Source organism: Dethiosulfovibrio faecalis, assembly GCF_021568795.1.
GTDB classification, from domain to species: domain Bacteria; phylum Synergistota; class Synergistia; order Synergistales; family Dethiosulfovibrionaceae; genus Dethiosulfovibrio; species Dethiosulfovibrio faecalis.
In genome coordinates this window covers 259,517-276,807 of record NZ_JAKGUE010000003.1, presented here as the reverse complement: position 1 = coordinate 276,807, position 17,291 = coordinate 259,517, and the positions used below count along the sequence as shown (strand labels likewise).

Below are 17,291 nucleotides of genomic sequence, written 5' to 3'. Positions count from 1 at the left end.
ATTATGTCCCCCTCTTTCTGAGACCTATGATACAGCAGCCTGTTCTTGACCTTAACCTAGCAACTTACTCGGTGGTCCATTTTTCCGGGTCCACTATACTGTTGTCTTTTGTGGTTTAGAATTAGACAGTCTACAGAGGAAAGCTCCCTGACATAGTCGTCATAACTCATAAAATCAGTTAAAGGTCTAAATCTATCTCCCCACATCTCTTTCCCTAACCTTATGACGCTAGCGGCATGGTCTTGGTCACCGTAAGACAAAGGACAAAGGACTTCAAAGTCTGAGCCAAGACTTCCCTTTATAGCTCTAAAAACCTCCAAATGGTTATTGCTAGGATCGGCAGAGTTGCCAATTTGGATCTTAAGCTTTTTTCTGCCATCAACGTGATTTTTCAGAGCAAGATCTATGTCGAAAGGAATGCTCTCATCCAAAGTAGGGTAAACAAACCGATTAAAAACAAGCTTTTTATTGTACAGCTTGCGAGCAATGGAAACATCACCCTCAAGAGCAGTATGAACGTGTTTAAAATGTATCAAACCAACTTTCTTGATAAAAAAACCGATTTTTTCTAAGGGTAAAGGGTGGCAAAAGACTGGAATATAAAACCCCGCCCCAAATAATCCAGTGAAAAGTTACACCACGTCTTGCAAAAAAACAGATTGATATCATATTATCTATCGAATGAAAAAAACATGGTCATACTTGTTCACAACATCAAGCAACTTTAATAATTTTTCCGATCTATACCGCGGTTTTTTTTAAACAGACAGGGGATATCGAAAAATTTATTTTTATAATCATACAATATAAAAAAATTACCCGGGTAGTTTTTGTTAATTTAAAGAAATATTGAGAATATGTGGAATCAGGCAAGACATGTAGAATTTTCTTAGCTATAAACCCTCTCCAGCACCTCGACGGTCTTTCTTCCCTCTCTTGCGGTGACGAAGCCGTAAGATTTAGAGGTTCCATCCAGCATTCCTGGAAGATCACGGTACAGAACATAGTGTCCCCCACCGTAGACACTCTTAGGGTCGTAACTGGTCGATTCAACCTCGTCATCCATGGGATGGGGCGAGTCGAATTCCCAGATATCTATCTTATTCATGGCGACACCGCCGATCTTTACGGTGCCCTTCTCTCCCATTACCGTTATGCTTCCCTCCAGGTTTCTGGGGTAAGTCAGCACCGATACGTTTATGTTCCCTACGGCTCCGTTTCGAAACTTGAGGCCGACCGTTATGGTGTCCTCCGCCTCTATACGTCTGCCCAGGGTGGAAGAAAATGCGTGCACCTGCTCCACCGCCCCTCCCATCCATTGAACCATGTCAACGTAGTGGGCGGCCTGGTTGGCGAGGCATCCTCCATCGAACTCCCAGGTTCCCCGCCAGGGGGCCATGTCGTAATAGTCCTGGGGCCTGGTCCATAGAACGTTGGAGGTTATCATGTGGATTCGGCCGAACCGCCCGGCCTCAAGGGCCTGACGAAGCAGCACTATGGTGGGGTTGAGCCGGTTCTGCTTCACCTCCATGTAGAGCACCTTGGCCCTGTCGCAGGCCTCTATGGCCCGATCCACCTTTTCGAGGCTTGTGCCAAGAGGCTTTTCGGACAACACGTTTACCCCTGCCTTCGCGGCTGTTACGGCGTGGTCCGGGTGCATTCCCGAGGGGGTGCAAAGGGCGATCATGTCTATGCCTTCTTTTTCAAGCATCTTTTCGTAGTCGGTGTAGGCAGTGCAACCGGTCTTGGCGGCCGTTTCGGCAGCCCGATCCTCCAGTATGTCGCAACAGGCCACGAGCTTCAGTTCACTAACCTTTTCTATGGCTGCCACGTGGCTAGCGCTTATCCTTCCGCAACCTAATATGGCTATGTTATGCATTTTCTCTCCTCCCAAGCTACAGCAGATAGGCGTTTTCGAGCTCCGACGGATCTACTTTCAACGTCGGTGCCAGAACGTTTTTGGTGTCGAAGACGAGGCTGGAGTTGTCCGCCACCAGCTTGTAGTCTACCTTGTTTTTGTGGGCTGTGGCTATGACCACGGCGTCGTATTCCTTCAGGCTTTTTCCCGTTATGTCTACGGAACTCACCTTTTCGCCTTTCCAGTCGACCTCGGGGCAGTAGGGGTCGTGATAGTTCACCACCGCTCCTTTACGCTCCAGTTGTTCCCACACCTTGAGGGACGGAGATTCCCTGAGGTCGTCTATGTCACCTTTATAGGCGACTCCCAGCAGAAGTATTTTGCTGCCTCTGAGGGGTTTGGATCTGTCGTTGAGCAGGTCCATCAGTCTTTCGACTACGTGGTCCGGCATGGAGTCGTTTATCTCTCCGGCCAGCTCTATGAGCCTGGTGTGGTAGTCGTATTCCCTGGCCTTGTAGGTGAGGTAGAAGGGGTCCAGAGGGATGCAGTGGCCGCCTATTCCAGGGCCGGGATAGAAGGGAACGAAGCCGAAGGGCTTTGTGGAGGCGGCTTTTATGACGTCCCAGACGTTTATTCCCATTTTGTGGCAGAGTATGGCCATTTCATTGGCCAGGGCGCAGTTTACGATGCGGAAGGTGTTTTCCAGTATTTTGGTGGCCTCCGCCTCTTTGGGACTGGATACGACGAATACCGGGGCGTCCAGCACCGATTCGTACAGGGTTTTGGCTATTTCGGTGCACTGAGCGGTGCAGCCTCCGACCACCTTGGGGGTGTTGTGGGTTTTGTATGTCGCATTGCCCGGGTCTACTCGCTCGGGGCTGAAGGCCAGGTAGATGTCCGTTCCTACTTTAAGGCCCGACGCCTCCAGGAGGGGTTTCAGTATTTCCTCGGTGGTTCCGGGGTAGGTGGTGGATTCCAGCACAACCAGCATGTCTTTATGCAGCCTTTTCGCAACCTCTTTCGTGGATGCCTCGACGTAGGAGAGGTCCGGCTGTTTGAATTTGTCCAGAGGCGTGGGAACGCATATGGCGACGACGTCGCAGTCTTTAAGGCCGTCGAAATCGGTGGTAGCCTTTATGAGGCCTTTGGAGACGAGGTCCTTGAGCTCTTCCGGGACTATGTCGCCTATGTAGTTTTCCCCTCTGTTTATCTTGTCGCATTTGTCCTGCTGAACGTCGAAGCCGAGGACGGAGAAGCCCGCCTTGGCTTTTTCCACGGCCAGGGGAAGGCCTACGTAGCCCAGGCCTATTACTCCGATTTTGGCCGTTTTGTCTTTTATTCTGTCGATCAATGCCATGGTGAGGTCGGTCTCCTTTATCCTTCGTAATATGTCTGGTTTTCTATGAGCTGCTCTTCCGGTACCGGTTTCATCTCTTTGGCGGGGCATCCTGCCACCACCGTTTCGGATGGAACGTTTTTGGTGACCACCGCTCCCGCCGCGACGAGGGCGTCTTTACCTATTTCCACTCCGGGAAGCAAGGTCGCGTTGGCCCCTATTCTGGCTCCTTTTCGGAGGACCGGTCCGGCGAAGTGTTTTTTACGCTCTTCGGTTCGACCCAGGTAGTTGTCGTTGGAGAAGGCCACGCAGGGGGCTATGAAACAGTAGTCCTCCACGGTGCTCATGGCGGTTATGTAGGCGTTGCTCTCTATTTTGCATCTTTTGCCGATGGTCGTCTTGTTTTCCACGGTGGCTCCTCTGCCGATTATGGTGAGTTCGCCGATGGTTACATCCTCTCGGACGGTGGCGCAGTCGCCGAAGAAGACGGAATTTCCAATTTCGGCCCCGCGATAGATAACACAGCAGGCCCCTACCGTTACAGATTTGCCAAGCACCAGAGGGGGAAGTTCCACGGCCTCGCCTGTGGTGGCGGAGAGGCCCGCCTTGGCGGGGCATTTGCCCAGTATGGCTCCGTCCAGGATGATGGAGCCGTCGCCTATATGAACGCCGGACCTTATGACCACGTTGTGACCGATCCGGACGTTTTCTCCTATCCGAACGTCTTTCTCTATCACCACGTTCTGTCCGATCGTGGCGCTTTCGGGGCAAGGGCTGTTTATCATTGGGTGGCTCCTTTCAGTATCGATCTCAAGGCGAGAACTATCTTCTCCGCCGCATTTCCGTCGCCGTAGGGGGTGGGCGGTGTCGTTCCGTCGGTTTGGGCGATGGAGAGTCCTTTTTTTACTATGTCCTCCGAGTTAGGCTCCGCCAGGAGGTTCCAGCCGCAGTCGGTAAGCTCTCTCCAGCCGGTGTCGGGCATTATAACCAGGGCCCTTTTTCCGGCGAAGACGGCTTCTTTCTGAAATCCACCGCTGTCGGTAACGGCGAAGGCGCAGTTTTCAGCCAACCCCATGAGCTGAAAGTATCCCACGGGGGAAACGATCTTGATGCCGTCCGTCAGGCCGGAGAGGCCGAACTCCTCTATCCTCTTCGACGTTCTGGGATGGGCGGGGAAGACTATCTCCAGATCGAGGGTCTTTCCCAGCTCGGAGAGGCCCTTTAGGATCTCGCCGAGCTTTCGTTCGTCGTCCACGTTGAAGTCCCTGTGAAGGGTCACCAGAACGAAGCGATTCGGCTTCAGACCCAGTTTTTCCGTGACTGCTCCGTCGAAGCTGGAACGCATCATGAGAAAAAGGTCGTACATGACGTCTCCTACGTTGTGGACGCCTTGGGTTATTCCCTCATTCGCCAGGTTGTTTGCCGCTGTTCGAGAACAGGTGAAGAGATATCTGGACAGATGGTCCGTGACGACTCTGTTTATCTCCTCCGGCATGTCCTTGGGGTTTTGCCTTATGCCCGCCTCTACGTGAGCCACGGGGATTTTAAGCTTGGATGCCGCCAGGGCTCCGGCCACGGTGGTGTTGGTGTCGCCGTAGACGAGGACCATGTCGGGCCGTTCTTCCAGCAGCACCGCCTCGAAACGCTCGAGGGCGCGGGCCGTCATAGCTCCGTGGGACCCGCTGCCTATGTCCATGGAGTGATCCGGATTTTTTATGGATAGCTGGTCGAAGAAGGCTCCGGACATGGAGGCGTCGTAATGCTGTCCCGAGTGGACCAGCACGTGATCCCAGGCGGAAAGACGGCGCACCTCTTTGTATATCATGGCCTCTTTGACGAACTGGGGCCGAGCTCCTACGAGGGAGATTACCTTGGGCAATTCAAATCCTCCTTCAAGCAAAAGAAAAATCTAACTACGAAAAACCTTGCCGACCACCAGTTTCAAGATAAATACAGGCCTCCAAGATTCAGGCAGGTCTCTGTAAAATCCTAATTTTTCACAGATCAATACATGAAGGATTACAGAGAAAAGGGCCACCGTCAAGGGAATTATCGTGCCAGAAAGAAACAACTTCAACGGTACGACCCACAGAGCCGCCACAAACAGCTGACACGCTATGGGAGCCGCTATCTCCCTGAAGAGGCCGGGAGTCAACCTGGTCATATAAACGAAAGAGGATATCAGCCATACCAGGCTGGTGGCGAAACATATGCCGGGAGCTCCGAAACGAGAGGCAAAAAACCAATCCAACAGGGCGTTTATTAGAATCGAAACATAACTCCAGGACACCACCAAGCTTAGCCTGCCGATCGACTGTATATATCGAAAAAGCACCGTCTGCCATAATGCGAAAGGCAATGCGATCGCCAAAGCCGAAAGGCAGGCTGAGGTAAGGTCCGTGGCGTAGGAATCGAAAGCGCCGTAGTTGAACACCAATGTCACAAGGGGCTTCGATACCGCCATCATGGCCATCCCGCAGATCATAAAGTAGGCCCAACCGATGGACAAGGCCCCTTTTAACTGCCCTCTGGCCTCTCCACGTTGGGCCACGGCCTTGCTGGACTTGCTGAGATACATAAGCAAGGGAGCGACGGCAAACCCCAAAGGCAACCCGAACACCACGCTGGCATAGCTTATGGCGGAAACGTTCCCCACCGGAAGAGAAGACGCGAAAAAACGATCGGTAGCCAGATAAAGGGAGCTGGCACCCGCCAAACCCAGACACAAAAGACTATCTCGCCCGGCCTTGCCTAACAGATCCCGAGGAACGGACCGATATCTCAATGGGAAGCCCCTCAGAAGCCGCCAGAATAGAATGGAACACAGGACAAGGGCCACGCTTTGGGCTACGGCAAGGCTGTAGCTACCCCACCTCGTAGCTAATAACACCATCAAGGGCAACATCACCAGATTGAAGGGAGAGGTGGCGACGGACGAGAGGGTATATCTGCCCTTGTGGGTGGACCAGGAAATCATGAAGCCGTTCAACACAGTGGCGATTCCCCAGGGCAGCAGCAAGAGCAGCATCCTGGAAGCGATTATCAGCCTTTCCTGGTCGAAATGAAGGGCGAAAAGACTTACGTAAGGGAGAGAGAAAAGACCAAGCACAACCACCACGAACAGGGTTATCGCCACGGCGATCCGAAAAACCGAGGCCATAAAATCACGATCTCGCCCCTCTTTTTCCGCCATCGCAAGGATGGGAAGCACCGCCGACTCAAGGGTATTCTGAGCAGTTCCCGCCAGCAGAGTCAAAGCCCCGATTGCCACATAGTAAGAATCCATTCCGGCGGAAGCTCCGAACATTACGGCCATCAACACCATCCGTCCGTAACCCATCGCCTTGCTGACCACAGTGATTGCAGTCATTACGATGGAGCTTCCCAAAGCGGACCTATCTTTTGTCAGCGACCGCACGAAAGATTTTATTCTATTCACAACACGGAACCTCCCATACGGCCTTACTATATATGAGTAAAAATACTACTCGAAACGCAATTGGTCAAGACCGTTACTGAAGAATACCCTTCAGATTCTTTTCCAAAAAGCGGATGTCCGACGACAGGGATTCCCTTGTCATTTTTATGCCGAAAGAATCGTACTCCGGCGGAGTTGGAAGGTCGTAAACCTTTTTTGCTATAATTGCCGCAACCTCCGGTGAATAATGGTGGGCATCTTTGAAATTAGCTGCAATGTTTTCCGTCACGTCGTTGACGTACATAAAGTTCCAAACGGCTCCAAACACGTCGACCAGATCTTTGACCCAACGTTTGTAATCCTCCCAACGGCCCTCTGAAATAAGTAACTTTACAAAAGAAACTGTAACCGGAGTAATAAAAACATAGATCTTAGTGTCTGGAAATTTTTCTTTCAATTTTTCAAAAGAAGCTTTATTACCGTTATAAACGTAGCTACCACCATATACCTCTGCTCTATATCTATTTATTTGCGCCTTGATGGCTTTCTCCCTAAAGACATCATCGATAGGAAGAGACATCCTTTTAGCTAATATATTTTTTTTACAACGAAAATATGCATCATGTGTATTCTTATCTGCGTCCCTTTTGATTGCTTCCAAAGAATAAAGCATTAAATTTAAACTCAAGAGAGATCTATATCGAAACCCTACAGAATTGGCTCTGTCTATATACCAAGAAGAGTCCTTAAAAGTCGTCTTGATTGCCATGTTGGTATCGTAGAAACTGACGCCAAGCAGTATACACTTAATACTCCCTCCTTGTATTTCTTTTGCATATTTAGCATAATCCAGATATTCCGTAGATCTCATGCTACCACACGAATAGTTGAAGGCCCTTCCGGGAACCTCTCGAGAATCCAAATAGGACACCCTGCTATTTCCGAAAATCAGAGTATCGTAATCCACGTCGTGAAAGGTCAGCCAATCGGTTTTCTGTTGACGCTCGTCGAACATGGGTTGATTCTTTCCTAACAAAACCTCGTGGTCGAAGCACCACAGCGGATCGACCATATAGTTTATGCCGGCAACCGTTCCACAAAACGCAGTTGCGGTGAGCAACGTCACGAGGAGAAAACTTTTCCATCCCTTCATATTAGACTCCTCCTCAAAACTGAAAGTACAGGAATTCGGATATTCGGTTGAGGAAACATACGCTTACCCCCAGCAGACCACCTAAGACGACGGCCCAAAGGAATCTGAACCGCTTTCTTCTGAAAAAAGCCTTACTCCATTCGTAGCTATTAGGAAGAACAATTACCGCCAAAAAACAATAAAATATAAACAAGAGTTCTTTTCTAGGATTCAAGATTCCCCATGAAAAAGGATAGTAAAAGTCCACCCCCAAAGCCTCCAATATCCTTCTTCCCGCCGCGATGGGCATATAGTTCGGCGGAAGAACCGCACCGTTAAACCCGAACATTCCCCCTAGTATGTCCCAGGCTCTGGAGAAGGTGGTGGCTCTAAAGAAAACCCACGCCACGACGACGGACGGAAAGGTCAGCCCCCACGAAAGAACGCGGGATAAAAAAGACGGTCTCCCGTCCCGTCTGGGAAAGACGGAGCGAAAGACGTGGTTTATCGACAGGAACAGTCCGTGAAGCCCGCCCCAAACCACGAAGTTCCAGGAAGCGCCGTGCCAAAGGCCTCCCAAAAGCATGGTGGTCATGAGGTTGGCGTAACGGCGCATCGAGCCCTTTCTGCTGCCCCCCAGAGGAATGTAGAGGTAGTCCCTGAGGAAGGTGGAGAGGGATATGTGCCATCGCCGCCAGAAGTCTATTATCGACGTGGCTTTATAGGGCGAGTCGAAGTTTATCGGCAGGTCGATGTTGAACATCCTACCCAGCCCCAGAGCCATGTCCGAGTACCCGGAAAAATCGAAGTATATCTGGAATGTGTAGCACAGCGCTCCAGCCCAGCCCTCGAAGAAGGTTACCGTGTCGGAGCCGTCGAACACCGCCGCCACCCAGGGCGAAAGGGTGTCCGCTATGACGAGTTTCTTGAACAGTCCCAGGGTGAGCAGGGTTACACCCATGGCAAGGTTTCTGTAGCTCAGGCCGAAGGTTCTCAGGCGGGAGAACTGGGGCATTATCTGGTCGTATCGCACTATAGGTCCGGCTATGAGCTGGGGAAAGAACGTGACGAACAGTGCGTAGTGGGTGAAGGCGTGTTCCTTGGCCAGTCCCCTGGAACAGTCGATGAGATAGGCTATCTGCTGGAAGGTAAAGAACGATATCCCAAGAGGAAGAAAGATGTCTCTGGTCGTCCAGCTCCATCCGCCCAGCCAGGCCGCGTTGGACATGATGAAGTTGGCGTATTTGAAGTAGCCTATGAGACACAGGTTCACCGCCACCCCCACGTAAAGCCACGCCTTGCCGCTTTTGCCCCTGTCGATGCTCTTCTCTATGATCCTGCCCCAGGAGTAGTTGAAAAGTATGGAGAACAGTATGAGGAAGACGAAGGGGGGATTCCAGTAGGAGTAGAACGCCAGAGAGGCCACGGTCAGAACCGCTATCGCCACGTCGGTTACGTGTCTGGAACAGGCGAAGCGGAAGAGAACCCACGTTATCGGCAGAAAAACGAAGAGAAACGCATAGGAATTGAATAACACCGGATCACCTCATCGAACGATTGGTATATACCGGGTTATCCTATCACGAGATGGAGGGAAAGACACGAAAAGGACCCGGCCTTTCGGCCGGGCCCTTTTCTTTTGAGGATATCGGAGTGGGTGCCGGTTCTGATCAGTGAAATGGTTTGTTGGTCGACTTTGTATATCAGGATCCAATCGGGTTCTATATGAAGCGAGCGATGGCTGCCCCAGTTTCCTAGCATGGAATGATCATTGTATTGAACTGAGTTGATCGTTTCAGCTTCGGCATCAGATACCGAGGTCTTCATACAGGTCGTCGAGAGACTGAAATTCTTTTCCTTCTCCGGAAGCGACCTCGGCCATAGCCTGGCGGGTAGTAGCGTTGGGGATCTCTACCGGGAATGGAAGTCGTCCGCTCGTTCCGATCTGTACCAGCGTCATCCTGACGGCGTCGGATATGGATAGCCCCATCTGCGAAAGGGCTTCCGATGCTTTCTGTTTGGTTTCGCTGTCTATGCGAACTCTGATAGAACTATCACAGGCGGTCATCTTTATCGCCTCCTTGTAGGCACATTGTATCAACAGATCAAGGAATGATCAATTAAGGGCACCACTCTTATGGAGAGAACAAAAAGGACCCGGCCTTTCGGTCGGGTCCTTTGGGGGTTACAGCAGGTCTTTCAGAAAATCCGCCAGCTTTTTTCTCAGCTTTCTGACCATGACGCTGACGTTTTGCTGGGAGCATCCCAGGTCTTTCGCTATCTCGCTTTGCCTCAGACCTCGAAGAAGGTCTTCAACCAGCAGAAATTCCTGGGGATCTATGGGTATTCCCGCAAGCAGAAGCTTGGGGTTGTATAGTGGGTTCGGATCCTCCGGCTCGTAGCCGGTCTCGGCCATCTCCTCGAAGCTGCCGTGGTCCGCCTGACGACGGAGTTTTTCCGCGGCGTCTCTTACCCTGCCGGGAAGCATGTTGGACAGGTAGAGGGGCAGGGGCCGTTCGTCCGGACATTTTATTATGAGCTCCAGTGCATGACAGGCAGCCTCGCCCAAAAGTTCCTCGAAGTCGGCGCCCCGCCCGGCGTAGCGTTTCGCCAGGCTTTTTATAAGGGGCAGGTATCGAAGCACCAGTTCCTCCAGATCGAGAATGTCGTCGGTTCCGTCGCAGGGGCAGTCCCCTCCGATGAGTTTGCTTTCGTCTATAGGTCCTACGGTTTTTCCTTTTTCCTGGTGCATCTTCTATAAACCTCCTTCGATTTCATACAGCTAGATGGACGAACCCCCTGTCCCTATAGGGCAGCACGGAGTCGAAGCCTTCTTCTTCGGCTATGGCGCAGAAGAGTTCCTGACGGCTTTTAGAGACCGCCACGTCCGCCGCCGCGCCGTTCATGTGTCGACTGCGGGACACGCCTCCGACCTCGGAGTTGTGCCTTGGGCATCTGTAGCCGCTGGTTATCCGCAGTGGACCCCAGCGGCCCCGGAGGGCCTCCAACCGGCTCAGAAGCTCCGGTTGGAGGCGCACCGTGAGGCAGCAGGGACACTGAAACTCCCTAAGCGAGAAGTGGGGCGCTATGCGGATATCGTTGTCATCCACGACGGCCTTCCTCGACTATGGCCAGTTTCAGTTCCTGTATGGCCTGGCTGAGCCCTTCGAGTCTGCTTTCCATGCGGATGAGCAGGTAGGCTGCCACCGCTACGGAGAAGCCGCTCTGGGCTATTCCGGCCAGTAAGTCCTCCATTTTTTCCGTCCTCCTCGTTACTGGGTTATGATCTCCGCCACGGTGCGATCGATAAGCTCCGCTTCGACTATGGCGGTTACCGCCGGAAGAACCGCTCCGTTGTCTATGACGGACTGCATGGCCGCCCTGACCTCGGTTTCCGTGAGGGTTTCCTTGGCGTGCTTGAGGGAGATGCTCTTTTTCGTTCCGTCCGCTCTCCCGAAGGTCATCTTAACGGTTTTCATGTTTTCACCTCCTCTCCTGTGCGCTTAAATTTCGAACGGTCCGGTTAGTCCGAGACGATGTCGGTGTCGATCTTGTGGACTTCCACGACGGGAACGTCCAGAAGGGTTCCCATTGCGGCGGACACTGCGTCCAGCTGGTCGGCGGTCATGGCGGGGTTGGCGCCGGATATGGACAGGCTCCCGAGCTTGGGAACGCCGTCCGCCGAGGTTCCAACCTGACAGCGAAGCACTACTCTGCTGTTCGACGGTACGAAGGATGCCATTCGAGCACCTCCTTTCTTCTTGGGGTCTATTATGTAAAGTGGGCTCGGGAGGGGTTTTATACAAAGAGATTCATAAACGATTTTCCTCAGAACGTTTACTCGACCTTGATTATAGTAACTCGATCAAAATTTAACAAGATCTTGATTATAATTAGTTTATAATCCATGATGGGGAGTATCGATACAAAAAGAGCAGGCTTGACTTTGTCTGAAAAGTCAAGCCTGCTCCATCAATCGATTTATTTGATCGGTAGCGTTATGCTCGTCGTTCCTCCAGCTTTTCGGCGTAGTGGCAGGCAACCCAGCGACCGGGCTCCATCTGACGAAGCTCCGGGGTCTCCACTGTGCACCACATCGTATCAATGCATTGGGGAATGATCAATTACGAGAGCCGATCCGTCAGGGCTTTGATGCGGTGGCTGTGCCGCAAATATCGTCAATAAGAGCTCGGTGTCATCGATCAAACGATACTCTGGACGCTTCCCCGAAAGTTTTTCACTTACGGAAAGAATGATGGGCACTCCCTCGCCTCGTTTATCCATGAGAAAATTGCGTTCCCCTGGAAAATCGGCAAAGGGCATCGGGCAACGCGCAAGTAAGCTGGTAAGGAGCTCATTACGAGAGGACTGACGAAGAGGCAGACTCTCGATCGTCATCGTGTTAAGGATAGCTCCGGGAGAAAAAAGCTCAACACGATCGGAGAACATGTGTAATCGAACTTTAGAGCCCTGAATTGAATAGTCTCTGTGTGCGACGGCGTTTACCAACGCTTCAAATATCGCCTGCATCGCAAACTGTGGGATGTCTCGTCTCGCAGGCTCCTTGACCGCATAAACTTTCATGTTTTTTTCTACGAACTTGTAAGCCTCTATAATCTGGACATCCAAAGGTCCAAAGATGTCTCTTGCATCCAGCTGGTATGCTGCATCCCGTTCGGTTCCCCGATAGGCAACCGCTTGAATGAATGCGTTAGGTAGAAACTCCTGAGGATTTTTACATGCCATCAGTATTCCACTGACACTGGGACATATCTTACCGTCATCATCCTGCGTCAACAGCTTTAGCTTAATCAAAAAGTCGTCATCGCTATCTGGAGACAGCGGCGTTTTGAACTTTCCCCATAAGTTTTTTTCGAGACACTCTCGGGGGGCAACGGTGACCGACTGTTCATCAAAACGGATGATTCTGGCCTGACTTCGCTGTTGAAAAAGCCTGGCCAATATATCAGGAGTCATCTGTCGTTTCGAGCTACCGATTCTATGGTAGTATCCGCCGGGGCTTTGATGGACATACAGACTCTTGGGAACGTCTACTCTGACAATAACCCGTTCCACACCGTCTTCGGCTACTACCGGCAGCTTTCTAATTCGGCAAAAAAGTTGAGGATTGACGAGGTCGTTGCATATTCCTCGCAGCCAGGTTTCGACTACGTCCAACTTGTCTTCAGGAATACCAACGACCGTTCTCGACTTATCGTCAACCCCTAATACAAAAACTCCGTTTGACGTATTCGCCATCGCAGCTAGCTCATCGGCCATGCTGTTGCGATGGGGCTCGTTAACCTGATTTCCCTTGTATCTCAGGTCTTTCAGTTCAAGAGAGGAGTCCTCCCCCAATCGAATTTGTTTTAATAGTTCATCCGTAGCTTGAAACATAAATTAAACCTCCAGGGCTATGCGCTCATAGCGCTTTTTAAACGCTTGACGGCCACCTTCCATGATGGTGCAGACAGAGTCTCGAATGCTTGATTCCTCAAGGCCGCCCTGTCGATCGATTTGTACCTGGCCGTTTTCATATTTCAGGACATGCACCAGCTCGGAATCGCCGTTAACGACGATATTGGGGTTGTGGGTCACGATGATAAGCTGACGTCTCCTTTTGTTTTCGTGAATCTGATTTACGACAAGGTCACATATCAATGCGTTATCCAGATCGTCTTCCGGTTGGTCTATAATCAACGGCTCATCGCCATGGCTCAACAAGAAAGCAAGAATAGCCGCTGCTTTCTGCCCGGCAGAACCTTTCTCAAGGTCATCGAACTTACCCGAGGCCGGTTTTTTGGAATATTTGACTCGCAGCATATCCTCCGGCCACCACGTTTCGATTTGATCGAAAGTAGCCGGTTGATTCTCAAATAATTTCTTCAGGCGATTATCAAACGCACCATGATTTCCGGAAAACCGCCCTCTGGCGATATCAAGCGTTTTGGTTTTTATCTCCGAAATCACCTGCGGTAGGCCGGCTTCAGGTACTTCAGAATCTTCCCATCTGATAAACGGCCAGAGAAGGCCCTGTTTGTTTTCTCGATCATATACCGAACTTACGAACTTTCCATCCTCAAGGTTGAGTAAAGAACGATATTCGTCCTCTACCATGCTCACTTCGCCATATTTTACTAATTCCATACGCACAAAAGAGCTATTTCCTATGATTTTCTCAAGAAACTTCTTCCTCTTTTCGAATAACTCGGCGCGTAATTCTTGAAGCCTTGCGAAAGTTTCATCGATTTGTTTTTCCGTCGACTTCGTTTCCTTCCGGGTGGAATCAAGTTTTTTTAGTCGCTGCTGCAATTGGCTGCGTTGCTGAACCCACTCACCATAAAGATGAATACTGAACGGGCTCTGTCTTTCTTCGTATTCCTTGACCAACCCGTTATAGGCGACGATGCTGGCCTGTACCGTCTTATACCATTCGCTCGAGAGAATGCTTTCTTCTCTTTGGGCTTTTAGCTCATCGACTTTATCGGCAAGCTTGCCAAGGGTCTCCCCGATCTTTTTTAGCTCTTTCGCCGTCCGTTCGTGAATCGTCCTGATCCCGACGGTAGTCTCATCCTGTTCGTCAAACAGATGCGAGGGAAAATCCGAGAGTTCGGCGTTAGACGCAAGTGTTCTTATACCGGAGGAAAGTTCATCGAAAACACCGTCATCGGGAAGACCGTTCCTTTGCTGGCTGCGCTTTTGATACTGTTTGAGTACGGTACCATGACCTTTCTCTTCATATTGTTTTAGGTCGTTTTCGACGTCTCTCAGTTTCGCCCGAATTTGCGGCTCGTCGGCCAGGTGCCGTAATAGCTCTCTTCTTCGCTCTCTCAGTTGAAGAAAACGGCTTTTAGCGTTTTCCCACTGCGACTGCCATTCCGTTCGATTCACCTCGGGGGAACGGTCTACTATCTCTAATAGTCCTCGTGGATTCGACGCCAATTCGTTGATCTGTTTTTGGCTGAAAATGCTTACCGGAAACCGTTCTCTAAAGTCACCTGCTTCGGTTTCTTGCCAAACTCCGTCGACTTCCTCCTCTAACACCGCACCCTCTCCGTCAAATCTCCAGCGCAATCTATACTTTTTATCACGTCGACGGAGCTCCAGCAGAATTTCCGTGTCGTTCAGCATGACACCTTTCTCCTGGGACAGTTTCATGAACTTATCCAGCTCGTCTTTTACCCTGGGAGCTTCGGTGGCCAAGTTCCTATCTCGGCGAGTGACGATACGGATGGATTCGATAACGGTAGATTTCCCGGTTCCACGTCCACCGATGATAGAGTTAAAATGTGGATGAAATTGAATGATAAATGGTTGGTCACTGATACGACCGCAATGGTGCATGCCCTTTATGGTGAGCTTCGACAAGAAGATATCCGGCAGACTGTTGGGATTTTCAATCTGGCTTTTTACACAAAATTCGTGGTCCTGCAATGCCAATCGAAGAGCTTCTATAGAAGGAGGCCCCATCTTAATCCAACTGAAATGCTTTCCAATTTCGTCCGGCTTGTGGGCATCGGACCCCCCTACCTTTGCTAGACGGTCAACGGCCTTTTTCAAGGACGATTCCGCATTGTCGAATTTGTTAAGATCGCAAAATTCCGCAGCGGTTAAAGATCCAAGGCTTTTTTCGAGTTCCGACGTCAGAGAAACGGCCTTTTCAAGCAAACCCTTTGAACCGTCGATATGAGCAGCTATGGCAATTCCTTTTGCCTCGGCAATCTCTTTAACCGTATCGATAAAACTTTTTGACGTGGACGTTTTATGGTCGTCGCCATGTCCGTCTGTGATCCCACACGCACCCAGAAGACCGGTTACCTTTTGGCTATCGCAGCTCGGATCAAAAACAGCGAGGAGATGAACACGACTAGTGCTGTCGGCGACGGTAATCTCACATCCTGGAAAAATGGTCAGATCCCTGTACCAGTCGGGTTTCGTGTCGTAATTTTTAAGTTCCTCGTTTTTAGACTTTAAATCATCGATCCAGCCGCCCGAGTTGTGATCGGTCACGACCACGCAATCGAGACCGGACTCCATCGCTTTTTGTAGCCAAAACTCCGGTTTGATCTTCTTGAGGAAGTCATCTCCCCTATCATAATCTTTCGATGCAGGAGTATGCGTATGAAAATCAAACTTCATCCATTTACTTCCAGGGAAACTATACGTATCTGCCATTTCATTCCACTCCTCTGACTTTAGTACGCGTATCCGTCGCGGTAGAACGAAAACCTCACGGTGAGTTTATATTACCACTCTTACGGAAAGAACAAAAAGGACCCGACCTTTCGGTCGGGTCCTTTGGAGGTTACAGCAGGTCTTTCAGAAATTCCTGGGGATCTATGGGTATTCCCGCAAGCAGAAGCCTGGGGAGTATCGATACAAAACAAAAAGAGCAGGCTTGGCTTTGTCTGAAAAGTCAAGCCTACTCCATTAATGACTCTAATCGTTAGATCTGGCGATCATTCCAAGGTTTTTTTCGTTTCCTCTGACCTTAGCATTTCCACAAAGTTGACGGGTGGGAGGATCAAGGTGCTATCGGTATTCGCCATCAATGTGATCTGAGAGATTATAGATCTTACGTATGGAAACAGAATCGCTGCGGCGTTCGTTTCTATAAGCTTGTTTTTTAGATCTAGACCGACGCTGTCGTCCACTTGAAAAAAACCTGAAACGGTAACACCGACGGAAAAAGGATAATTATTTTCTCTTGGTTTTTCAAATACATCGACGGAGATCGATAGAGAAAAACTATTTTCGCTTATGCTTTTCATATCACGGCTTAAGCTTAAATCTAGAGGAATCATCCCTTCTCTTTTTTTATAGTTTGGATTCCCCTCAAAGCAAGCCCGTTCAAGCTTATAATCCGTAAATTTAAGAACACAACCGGTCGAAATCGTCATTTTACGAAGCAAGAGCAATCTGATCGCATCCGTCGACCAAGGTTCCTTTGAGGGAAAAGGACGTGTCCGACAGTGCATATTTCAGGGAAGTTCCATGAAGAGGGACATCGCTATCCGGATTTTTCCAGATAACCGATTCGATCTTATCTATTAGTACATCGAAAAGTTCCCAGTCTCCATCGGAGGATTCAACCTCTACGGTGTAAAAAGAGCCCCCCGAACCTACATGGACGACGGTTCCTTCAGTACCGTCCCTCAGCTTAACCATGTCAAGCTCATCTATTTTTGCATACATGTGTCGTCACCAACCTTAGAGTACTGCCTATTTTTTGCCAAGCTGTTAGCACCTTAGCTACTCGACCGTTTTCTCCCTCAATTTCGAGTATCAATTCATAACGCAAAGATCCATCCGGAGTACAACCCTTTTTCGTTAGTCTGTCTACATTTTGCAACACGGCAGCCTTTATTTTTTCTATCAGCTTATCTCCATTAGACGAATTAAAGCCTAATACCGATTCGAAAACAAAAGCCTTATGTTTCCCCGAAGGGTGCTGCTCGTTCAGAGCATACCTGAAAATCTTAGCCTCAGGTATCTCTATGGTCAGATTATTTAAACTAGCCAAAACGCCTCCCCCTCAGGAGATCTC

At 50.1% G+C, this 17,291-nt stretch carries 20 protein-coding genes; all 20 read right to left on the bottom strand.

The features are described 5' to 3' along the window. Window positions 1–56 precede the first annotated feature (56 nt). The 20 genes from L2W58_RS13210 to L2W58_RS04750 all read right to left on the bottom strand — a co-directional run bounded on the left by L2W58_RS13210 (window position 57) and on the right by L2W58_RS04750 (window position 17,267). On the bottom strand, window positions 57–551 hold the full coding sequence (locus L2W58_RS13210) for a TDP-N-acetylfucosamine:lipid II N-acetylfucosaminyltransferase family protein (protein WP_420827985.1): 495 nt from the start codon (window positions 549–551) through the stop codon (window positions 57–59). Between the two features lie 338 nt (window positions 552–889). Next, entirely contained in the window at window positions 890–1,879 is a 990-nt protein-coding gene (locus L2W58_RS04840; protein ID WP_236101976.1) for a Gfo/Idh/MocA family protein, read from the bottom strand. A 16-nt stretch (window positions 1,880–1,895) separates the two neighbouring features. Next, window positions 1,896–3,215, bottom strand: coding sequence for a nucleotide sugar dehydrogenase (locus tag L2W58_RS04835; RefSeq protein ID WP_236101974.1), 1,320 nt, complete (start codon window positions 3,213–3,215; stop codon window positions 1,896–1,898). 17 nt (window positions 3,216–3,232) lie between these two features. After that, window positions 3,233–3,979 carry an acyltransferase gene (locus tag L2W58_RS04830; protein WP_236101972.1) on the bottom strand — a complete coding sequence of 249 codons (747 nt, stop codon included), beginning with the start codon at window positions 3,977–3,979 and terminating at the stop codon, window positions 3,233–3,235. Next, a complete protein-coding gene (wecB, locus tag L2W58_RS04825) occupies window positions 3,976–5,073 on the bottom strand; it encodes a non-hydrolyzing UDP-N-acetylglucosamine 2-epimerase (protein WP_236101970.1) in 1,098 nt (365 codons plus the stop codon). Before wecB ends, L2W58_RS04830 begins: the two co-directional genes overlap by 4 nt. A gap of 30 nt (window positions 5,074–5,103) precedes the next feature. Continuing rightward, entirely contained in the window at window positions 5,104–6,633 is a 1,530-nt protein-coding gene (gene murJ, locus L2W58_RS04820) for a murein biosynthesis integral membrane protein MurJ (protein WP_236101968.1), read from the bottom strand. 73 nt (window positions 6,634–6,706) lie between these two features. Next, the gene (locus L2W58_RS04815) at window positions 6,707–7,765 is read right to left on the bottom strand and encodes a hypothetical protein (protein WP_236101966.1); all 1,059 of its coding nucleotides are present in this window, start codon (window positions 7,763–7,765) and stop codon (window positions 6,707–6,709) included. Window positions 7,766–7,778: 13 nt separating this feature from the next. Then, window positions 7,779–9,281 (bottom strand): MBOAT family O-acyltransferase, encoded by a 1,503-nt coding sequence (locus L2W58_RS04810; protein ID WP_236101964.1) that lies wholly within the window; start codon window positions 9,279–9,281, stop codon window positions 7,779–7,781. A 35-nt stretch (window positions 9,282–9,316) separates the two neighbouring features. Next, on the bottom strand, window positions 9,317–9,571 hold the full coding sequence (locus L2W58_RS04805) for a type II toxin-antitoxin system YafQ family toxin (RefSeq protein ID WP_255700377.1): 255 nt from the start codon (window positions 9,569–9,571) through the stop codon (window positions 9,317–9,319). Further along, on the bottom strand, window positions 9,552–9,812 hold the full coding sequence (locus L2W58_RS04800) for a type II toxin-antitoxin system RelB/DinJ family antitoxin (RefSeq protein ID WP_236101962.1): 261 nt from the start codon (window positions 9,810–9,812) through the stop codon (window positions 9,552–9,554). Before L2W58_RS04800 ends, L2W58_RS04805 begins: the two co-directional genes overlap by 20 nt. A gap of 117 nt (window positions 9,813–9,929) precedes the next feature. Then, a complete protein-coding gene (locus L2W58_RS04795) occupies window positions 9,930–10,496 on the bottom strand; it encodes a sigma-70 family RNA polymerase sigma factor (protein WP_236101960.1) in 567 nt (188 codons plus the stop codon). Window positions 10,497–10,518: 22 nt separating this feature from the next. Further along, window positions 10,519–10,854 carry a D-Ala-D-Ala carboxypeptidase family metallohydrolase gene (locus tag L2W58_RS04790; RefSeq protein WP_236101958.1) on the bottom strand — a complete coding sequence of 112 codons (336 nt, stop codon included), beginning with the start codon at window positions 10,852–10,854 and terminating at the stop codon, window positions 10,519–10,521. After that, the gene (locus L2W58_RS04785) at window positions 10,847–10,999 is read right to left on the bottom strand and encodes a YvrJ family protein (protein ID WP_236101956.1); all 153 of its coding nucleotides are present in this window, start codon (window positions 10,997–10,999) and stop codon (window positions 10,847–10,849) included. The genes L2W58_RS04790 and L2W58_RS04785 overlap by 8 nt, the downstream gene beginning before the upstream one ends. Window positions 11,000–11,016: 17 nt before the next feature. Continuing rightward, complete coding sequence (locus L2W58_RS04780; protein ID WP_236101954.1) at window positions 11,017–11,223, bottom strand: DUF2922 domain-containing protein; 207 nt, start codon at window positions 11,221–11,223, stop codon at window positions 11,017–11,019. Window positions 11,224–11,267: 44 nt separating this feature from the next. Further along, entirely contained in the window at window positions 11,268–11,486 is a 219-nt protein-coding gene (locus L2W58_RS04775) for a DUF1659 domain-containing protein (RefSeq protein WP_236101952.1), read from the bottom strand. 359 nt (window positions 11,487–11,845) lie between these two features. Continuing rightward, window positions 11,846–13,141 carry an ATP-binding protein gene (locus L2W58_RS04770; RefSeq protein ID WP_236101950.1) on the bottom strand — a complete coding sequence of 432 codons (1,296 nt, stop codon included), beginning with the start codon at window positions 13,139–13,141 and terminating at the stop codon, window positions 11,846–11,848. A gap of 3 nt (window positions 13,142–13,144) precedes the next feature. Continuing rightward, window positions 13,145–15,919: a TrlF family AAA-like ATPase gene (locus L2W58_RS04765; protein ID WP_236101948.1), complete on the bottom strand. Its 2,775-nt coding sequence runs from the start codon at window positions 15,917–15,919 to the stop codon at window positions 13,145–13,147. A gap of 284 nt (window positions 15,920–16,203) precedes the next feature. Beyond that, window positions 16,204–16,662, bottom strand: a complete 459-nt coding sequence (locus tag L2W58_RS04760; protein ID WP_236101947.1) for a protein-export chaperone SecB — start codon at window positions 16,660–16,662, stop codon at window positions 16,204–16,206. Then, window positions 16,646–16,939 carry a hypothetical protein gene (locus L2W58_RS04755; RefSeq protein ID WP_005659860.1) on the bottom strand — a complete coding sequence of 98 codons (294 nt, stop codon included), beginning with the start codon at window positions 16,937–16,939 and terminating at the stop codon, window positions 16,646–16,648. The genes L2W58_RS04760 and L2W58_RS04755 overlap by 17 nt, the downstream gene beginning before the upstream one ends. Beyond that, window positions 16,920–17,267: a DUF6883 domain-containing protein gene (locus L2W58_RS04750; protein ID WP_236101946.1), complete on the bottom strand. Its 348-nt coding sequence runs from the start codon at window positions 17,265–17,267 to the stop codon at window positions 16,920–16,922. The genes L2W58_RS04755 and L2W58_RS04750 overlap by 20 nt, the downstream gene beginning before the upstream one ends. Window positions 17,268–17,291 lie beyond the last annotated feature (24 nt).